This is a genomic window from Nonomuraea terrae (assembly GCF_004348995.1).
GTDB lineage: Bacteria > Actinomycetota > Actinomycetes > Streptosporangiales > Streptosporangiaceae > Nonomuraea > Nonomuraea terrae.
The window spans coordinates 1-7,294 of the sequence record NZ_SMKQ01000308.1; the positions used below are offsets into that span (position 1 = coordinate 1).

7 protein-coding genes are annotated in these 7,294 nt (G+C 71.4%); 4 read left to right on the plus strand and 3 right to left on the minus strand.

Translation table 11 applies throughout. The features are described from left to right. Positions 1-53: 53 nt before the first annotated feature. Positions 54-1,193: a methyltransferase, FxLD system gene (gene fxlM, locus E1286_RS44525; protein ID WP_132623038.1), complete on the minus strand. Its 1,140-nt coding sequence runs from the start codon at positions 1,191-1,193 to the stop codon at positions 54-56. Between the two features lie 124 nt (positions 1,194-1,317). On the opposite strand from fxlM, the gene E1286_RS44530 reads away from it, so the two are divergent. Continuing rightward, positions 1,318-1,605 carry a Fe-S cluster assembly protein HesB gene (locus E1286_RS44530; protein WP_132623040.1) on the plus strand — a complete coding sequence of 96 codons (288 nt, stop codon included), beginning with the start codon at positions 1,318-1,320 and terminating at the stop codon, positions 1,603-1,605. A gap of 51 nt (positions 1,606-1,656) precedes the next feature. On the opposite strand, the gene E1286_RS44535 is transcribed toward E1286_RS44530, so the two are convergent. Beyond that, positions 1,657-2,676 carry an acetylxylan esterase gene (locus E1286_RS44535; RefSeq protein ID WP_281282860.1) on the minus strand — a complete coding sequence of 340 codons (1,020 nt, stop codon included), beginning with the start codon at positions 2,674-2,676 and terminating at the stop codon, positions 1,657-1,659. 74 nt (positions 2,677-2,750) lie between these two features. On the opposite strand from E1286_RS44535, the gene E1286_RS44540 reads away from it, so the two are divergent. Then, positions 2,751-3,026: a hypothetical protein gene (locus tag E1286_RS44540; protein WP_132623042.1), complete on the plus strand. Its 276-nt coding sequence runs from the start codon at positions 2,751-2,753 to the stop codon at positions 3,024-3,026. Between the two features lie 53 nt (positions 3,027-3,079). Beyond that, positions 3,080-4,108 carry a DUF2382 domain-containing protein gene (locus E1286_RS44545; RefSeq protein ID WP_132623044.1) on the plus strand — a complete coding sequence of 343 codons (1,029 nt, stop codon included), beginning with the start codon at positions 3,080-3,082 and terminating at the stop codon, positions 4,106-4,108. 234 nt (positions 4,109-4,342) lie between these two features. On the opposite strand, the gene E1286_RS44550 is transcribed toward E1286_RS44545, so the two are convergent. After that, positions 4,343-6,049, minus strand: a complete 1,707-nt coding sequence (locus E1286_RS44550; RefSeq protein WP_132623046.1) for an exo-alpha-sialidase — start codon at positions 6,047-6,049, stop codon at positions 4,343-4,345. A 255-nt stretch (positions 6,050-6,304) separates the two neighbouring features. Here E1286_RS44550 and E1286_RS44555 point away from each other — a divergent pair, with 255 nt between their 5' ends. Further along, positions 6,305-7,210, plus strand: coding sequence for a hypothetical protein (locus E1286_RS44555; protein ID WP_132623048.1), 906 nt, complete (start codon positions 6,305-6,307; stop codon positions 7,208-7,210). Positions 7,211-7,294: the final 84 nt, after the last annotated feature.

Below are 7,294 nucleotides of genomic sequence, written 5' to 3' on the forward strand. Positions count from 1 at the left end.
CGCCCGCCCTGCTCGACCCCTCGCTGCGCCGCCGCTGCTGATCGCGGCAGCCGTCAGGCGAAGCTCAGGGCCAGGGTCGTGTGGCGCTTCTCGATCACCACAGGGTTTCCCGGCACCGGGCCACGGTGGGCCTCGACGCGCAGGTCGTCCACGCTCGGTCGGCCCGCCGCGTCCCACGCCCGGACGTGCGCGGCCAGGTCGGCCGCCGGCCGATCGGCGCCGGGGCCGTAGCCGCGGGCGAGCAGGGCGCCGTCCTCCAGGGTGAGCAGCGCGACGGCGTCGCCCTCGACGATGCCGGCCGTGCCGCCGTACCCGCGCCCGAGCTTGCCCGCCACGGTGCACCAGCGGGGCTCGTGCAGCGCCAGCCACAGCGACACCCCCATGTGGACGTCGAACACGGAGCCGCGCTCCTCCTGCCGGATGACGATCTCGCAGGGCTCCGCGTCGAGCGCCGCCGCCACGTCGCCGATCTCGCGCCGCTCGGGCAGCACCAGCGACAGGTACGGATCCTCGCGCACCACCCTGACCACCTCGGGGCCGGCCGCCGCCCCGCGCATCCGCATGAACCCGCACGGCGCCACCGACCGGCTCACCCAGTGGTCGTCCGCCCGTTCCATGGCCGCCGACACCTGCACGCCGCGCAGGTCGAGCGGCACCACCAGCCGCCCCTCAGGGCGGAGCTGCTCCAGCCACGCCGGCTCCAGGTCCCACACCCCGACCGTGGCGATCAGCCGGTCGTACGGCGCCCCGGCCGGATGACCCTCCGCCCCGTCGGCGCAGATCACCTCCACCTGCCCGGACCCGGCCGCCGACAGGTGCCGCCGGGCCTGGTCGACGGTGTCGGAGTCGAGGTCGAGACTCACCACGTGGCCGCCGGGCCCGGTCAGCCGGGCCAGCAGGGCCGCGTTGTAGCCGGTGCCGGCGCCGATCTCCAGCACCCGGTGCCCCGGCTCTACGCCGAGCTGGTCGAGCATGACGGCCATGATGAGCGGCTGCGAGGACGAGCTGATGGGCAGGCCGCCGGCGTCGCGCTTGGTGACGATGGCCTCGTCGCGGTAGGCGTGCTCGGGGTCGACGCCCGGCAGGAAGAGGTGACGCGGCACGGCCAGCATGGCCTCGGCCACGGGCTCGCTGATGGCGAGGCGTTCGCGCAGCGCCGCCACCATGGCCCGCCGCCGTGCCGTGAGGTCCATCCCTCCATTGTCCACGCCGGGTTCTCCCGTGAAGCGTCGGTAAAGAAACGGTCAAGAAGGATTGAGGTGAGGACGGGTGGGCATGGCAGGCAACTCATGTACTCGAACGTGAGGAGGAGCCCTAGTGCTCACCCTGACAGCCAACGCCGCTCAGGCGATCCGTGACCTTACCGCGACGGCGCCCGAGCCTTCCCAGAGCGGGATCCGCATCTCGTCTCAGGGGGAGGGCGCCAACTCGCTCACCCTGACCCTCGCGACCGCCCCGGAGCCGGCGGACGCGGTGGTCGAGGCCGAAGGCGCGCGGGTCTACCTGGACCCCGTGGCCGCGACCGTTCTGGAGGACAAGTCTCTGGACGCCGGAGCCGACGCGCAGGGCAGCGTGTCGTTCCTGGTCACAGAGAAAGAAGCGTGACGAGGCGCCGCCGTGCCGGGATCGCCGTCCCGGCACGGCGGTGGCCCTCACTCAGCTCTCGCCGAGCAGCTTGCGCAGGTAGCGCAGCTGCTCTTCCGCCTGGTATCCGCCGCCGCCCTCATGGTTGTTCCAGGGCCACACGGTGATCTCCTTGGGCCCCTGCCAGTGGTTGTACGCGGCGAACACCGTCGACGGCGGGCAGATGTCGTCCATCAGCGCCACCGAGTAGAGCGCGGGAACGCGCCCGCGGGCGGCGAAGTTCAGCCCGTCGAAGTACGACAGCGTGCGGAAGACCTGCTCGGCGCTGTCGCGCCGGGCGGCGAGGAACCTGACCAGCTCCTGGTACGGGTCCCGCCCGGTGATCTCGACGGCTCGCCGGAAGTGCGTCAGGAACGGCACGTCGACGAGCGCCGCCCGCACGCCCGGGTGCAGCGCCGCCGTGGCCTGCGAGATGGCGCCGCCCTGACTGCCGCCCGAGACCACGATCCGGGAGGCGTCCACCGCCGGATGCGCCGCCGCCGCGTCGACCGCCCGCACGGCGTCGGTGAAGACGCGCCGGTAGTAGTAGTCGGCCGGGTCGAGGATGCCGCGGGTCATCATGCCCGGCGCCTGCGGGCCCGAGCTGCCGTGCGGGTCTCCGGTGGAGCCGGGACTGTGCGCGCTGGCGCCGCCGTGGCCGCGCGTCTCCATCACGAACACCGCGTACCCCGCGGCCGGCCACATCAGATGGTCCTTCGGGAAACCGCGCCCGCCGCCGTAGCCGATGTAATGCATCACGCACGGCACCGGGTCCTGCGCGCCGCGCGGCAGCAGGAACCAGCCGTTGATCCGGTGCCCGCCCCACCCCGCGAACGACACGTCGAACACGTCCACACTGGCGAAGGGCAGGTCGTACGGGACGTACTCGGCCGCCAGGTCGAACTCCCCGGCCTCGGCCAGGGTCGCGGACCAGAACGCGTCGAAGTCGGCGGGCTCGTCGCGGTCGGGACGGTAGCCGCGGAGCTCCTCCAGCGGCAGGTCGAACAGGGGCACGTGGTTCTCCAACCTGTAGAAACGATGCTGATATTTCACATCATCAGGATGGAAAGCGCTATCTCGTCCCACTTTCCCCGGTGATGCCGGGCACGTTGGGTAGACGCCTGACCGTGAGCGAACTTCTGGTCGAAGTCCCCTACTCCCACCTCCACCCCGGTCTCCTCCTGGACGCACCCGCGGACACCGTCGACTTCCTCGTGGTGTTCGGCGACGAGTCCGAGGCGCGCGCCCAGCTGCTGCGCGACCACGCGGGCCGGCCGCTGCTGCGCGTGGGCGGCTACATGACCGCCAAAGGCACGGTGATCGGCGAACGCGTCTGGACCGTCCGCGAGGTCATCCGCCATGGCGAACGCGTCCGCCTCCGCCTGGGCAGCGCACTTCCCTGACCCGTATTTCGCATGTAATACCGCAAAACGCTCTTTTATCGACGGCGCGGCAGTTGGCCGAAAACTGCCCTGCTTCTGTGTGCCGGTATAGCGATTTAGGGTATTCGTCCCTTTTGAACCAGGACGAACACATCAGGGGGATCGTCGTGGCTATGCAAACAGAGATCCGTAACCTGCTCGACTGCCATGTGGTGGGGTCGGACGGGCAATCGATCGGCAAGGTGGGACAGGTCTATCTCAACGACCGTACGGGCGAGCCGGAGTGGGTGACCGTACGCACGGGGTTCTTCGGGATGAAGCAGACCTTCGTGCCGCTGGCCAGCGCTCGCCGCTCGGGCGGGGAGATCCGAGTCCCCTACGACAAAGAGATGATCAAGGGGGCGCCCAACATCGACGTGGACGACCGCCTGAACCTCGACGAGGAGGCCGACCTCTACCGGTACTACGGTATGCAGCCGTCGACCATCCCGCGCCAGCGCGTCGGCGAACAGGGCGCCGCCGGAACCACGGCGGAGACCGCCGGCACCGCGGGACCGACCGCTGGAACGACCGCCGGAACGACCGCCGGGCGGTTCACCGAGAAGCCGGGGGAGAGGCCGTACGAGCCCACCGGCAAAGGCGTGGCCGGCGAAACCCGCGAAGGCTTCGCCGAGGAGCGCGACATCGAGATGATCCGGTGCGAGGAGCAGCTCCACATCGGCAAGGAAAGCCGTGAAAAGGGCCGCGTGCGGCTGCACAAGTACGTCGAGACCGAAACCGTCCAGGAAACAGTCCCGCTCTCCCACGAGGAAATCGTGATCGAGCGCGAGCCGATCCGCGAGGGCGAGGTCACCGGGACGTACGAGATCGGCGAGGAGGACCGCCAGCTCATCCTGCACGAGGAGCGCCCGATCGTCGGCAAGGAGACCCGGCCGGTCGAGCGCGTGCACGTCCGCAAGCAGGAGATCCGGCACGAGGAGACCGTCGAGGGCCAGGTGCGCAAGGAGCGCCTGCAGATCGACGAGGAGGGCGACACCAGAGCCGACACCAGAGGCGACAAGAAGCTGTTCGGCCGCGGCAAAGAGCCTCCGCCGAGACGGTGAGGCTCGCGCCGGGGGCGCGAACGCGTCGCGCGGGGGTACCGGAAAGGACCTCCGCGGACGCATTCAGCGAGCACACGATTTCGCGCCGCCGCAGGAACGCGTAATGGGCACGCGGCCGGAGTGTGACGCGAATGCGGGTGCGGCGCCAAGCGTTTATCGGAATTGACCTGCGGGAGGCCGGAAGGCGCAGGTTCGCACCGGGACAACATGTCTTTCCGTGGTGTGCGGAGAAATTCAGGAATACACTTCGACCTCGTTCAGCATGCTGCACGACGCGCCGATCTCCGGGTCGCAGTCGCGCGTCGGCTCGGTGACGATCCTGACGTGCCGGGCGGTGCGGCCGATGGCGTCGTACCTCATCGCGTGGTCGGTCCTGTCACGGATCGTGACGACCGGCTCGCCCCAGGAGCGCCCGTCGGCGGACACGTACACCCGGGCCCCCGCCGGATGCCCGGGGCGCAGGCTCAGGCCGATGCGGCTGAGCCGGTACGGCCGCTCGAAGTGCAGCTCGTAACGCCCCCGCCCGGCGGCCACCGCGCTCGACCAGTACCCCGTGCTGCCGTCCATCGCCGCCGCCGGGTTCGTCCGCGCGCGGTACGGGCTCGACCAGCGCATCGTCGTGGAGATCCGCAGGTCGCCGCTGCGGCGCAGCGCGTCGAGGTCGATCCTGTGGCCGGGTGTGGCCACGGTGAACAGCAGGCGCTTGATCGCGTACCAGCCGCCGTGCTCGAACCTGCCGTGCGCCGGGCAGGCGGTCTCGTTGAGCGTCCCGTCGGCGCTCACCCCCGGCAGCTTGCAGTTGTCGACGACCTGGATCAGCCGATGCGGCCCGACCGCCGCCAGGCCGGTGTAGCCGGACGAGCCGTGCGTGTCCCAGATCCCGTCGCGGTTGTGGTACGTCACCCGCGGCTCCGTCCACTCCTCGCCGAGCCCGTCGGGGGAGACCGCCAGCCAGGTGTCCGGCCGTCCCGCGCTCAGCACGAGCAGACCGCCGGGCGTCAGCAGCGGCCGCGGCGCCACACCGCGCACCACGCAGTCCATGCCGGCGAAGCGCACCTCGCGCACCGGCGACCAGGTGCGCCCGCCGTCGCGCGAGCGGCTCTGGTGCAGCGTCGCGTACTGGCCGCCGTCGCGCCGCAGCACCGCCAGCAGACTGCCGTCCAGCGTCTGCTCGATGCTCGCCTCGGTGAACCAGAACCCGCCGGCGGGCCGGGCGATCACCCCGCGCCGGTGGAAAGTGGCGCCGCCGTCGTCGCTGGCGTACACCTCGGCCTGGTACGTGCCGGTGTCGGTGTAGCGGGCGTAGAGCGTGATGAGGATCGTGCCGTCGGCGAGCTGGATCGGGGCGCCGTACGCGGCCCCGCCGGGCAGCAGGTCGCCGGGCGTGTGCAGGGTGGCCGCCGAACGCAGCCAGCTCTCGCCGTCCTCCAGCGCGGACGAGGTCAGCACGCCCAGCCGCGCGGTGTGCGGGCCGGTGCGGGCCGGATAGTACTCGGTGGCGAAGAACCGGCCGTCGTGCAGCTCGATCGGCGACTCGCGCAGCGGCGTCCCGTCCGGCGGGCCGAAGGTGACGCCGCCGTCGTCGGAGACCGCCGCCGCGTTGGTGAGGGTGACGACCTGGTCGACGTTGGTGGCGTAGGTGATGATCACCTTCTGCTCCGGGACGCCGCGCGGGCCGGTCACGTCGAGGACCGACACGTTGGGGAACCCGGCGAAGTCGAGCCGGTCAGAGGCCGAGGGCTCCCGCCGGGCGGGAGCCGGATGGGGGTGGATCCACTCCAGTGAGGAAGCAGTATCGATCAGGTAAGACCCGTCTGCCCCCGCGGGTGTGAAGTCCTCCGCCAACACGCAGTACGGAGCCCCGGCCGGCGCCGGATCCGGCGGCGTGAAAGGTCCCGCGGCCATCGACACGGCCGTGACCACGGCTCCGGCCACCCGCACGGGCTCGCTCCTCGACTGTCGTACGCCACCACCAACGCCGTTCGGAACTCTAGATCAACCACGCGCCGTAACGCGGGATTCACGCGAGTGAAGTCGCCGGTTCACTACCCCGGGCCGGGCCGGGCCACGCGATCCATACTGGATTCGTTAAGTGGCAGTTGACAGAAGAGCCCCGTCTGACGACGATCAGGACCGGCACCATTAAGTGTCAATTTACGCACATCGACAGGACCCGCGGGTCTGGAGGTGGCCCAGATGAGCATCGAGCCAAGGGCGCAAGTGGCCCCCGAGCGGGTGCTGCCGGCCCCGGTGCCCATGGCGCCGGAGACCGCGGCGCAGCAGCGGGTCGTCCACCGCATCTGCGCCAGAGTCGCGCCACCCGGCACCGACGTCGGCGTCGCCGAGCTGCCCCCGGGCGGCCTGCAGGTGTGGATCGACACCCCGGCGCCGGTCGGCGGGCCGGAGTCATGGGTGCTGCACCATCGCATGGCCCGCGAAGTGGCGCTGGTCGGCTGGCACTGCGAGGCCGACGCCGACCGCCTGCTGGTGCTGGGCTGGAGCGCCGCCTGCCTGCACAACCGGGTACGCCTGCTGCAGAGCGGCCTGCGCCGGCTCGCCGACTACGAGCCGACCGCGCAGCGCGCCGTGCAGCTCGACGGCCGCGGCCCCGAGGACCTGGCCGCGCTGTCCATCGGCCAGGTCGTCGCGGACGTCTGCGCCTCGATCGAGCGGCGGCTGCGCTGGCCCGCGCGACTGGCCGAGCTCGACGGGTTCGAGCGCAGCTCGGGCCTGGCGCACCTGCAACTGCTCCTCGCCCAGGTCATCGGCCTGGAGGGGAAGGTCGCGGCCGCCTGCGAAGAGCACCTCGTCATGGCACGGGTGCTCGCCGGAGGCGTCTGCGAACACTACGCGCGGCACTCCGACCTGCGCCGCGCCCAGCGCGAGGTGCTGGCGGAGTCTCGCCACTGGGTGCACGCCAGCTCCCTCATCCGCAGCTCGGCCGCCGCACGGCCGGGCTCCACCGGTGCCGGCCGTCCCCACATGGGGCTGGCGGAGCGCCGCATCGCCGCGAGCGTCATCAACCACGGCGGGCCGCGGGTGATCCCCGCGACCGTCGCTCCCCGGGCCGGGCACGCCGGCCTCGGAGAGGCCGCGCGCTGACCCCCGGCCGCTCAACGGCGAGCGGTACCCCGGAAAACCCACCATCCGGTAGGAGCTGTCTCTTATACGCCTCGGACGCTGCCG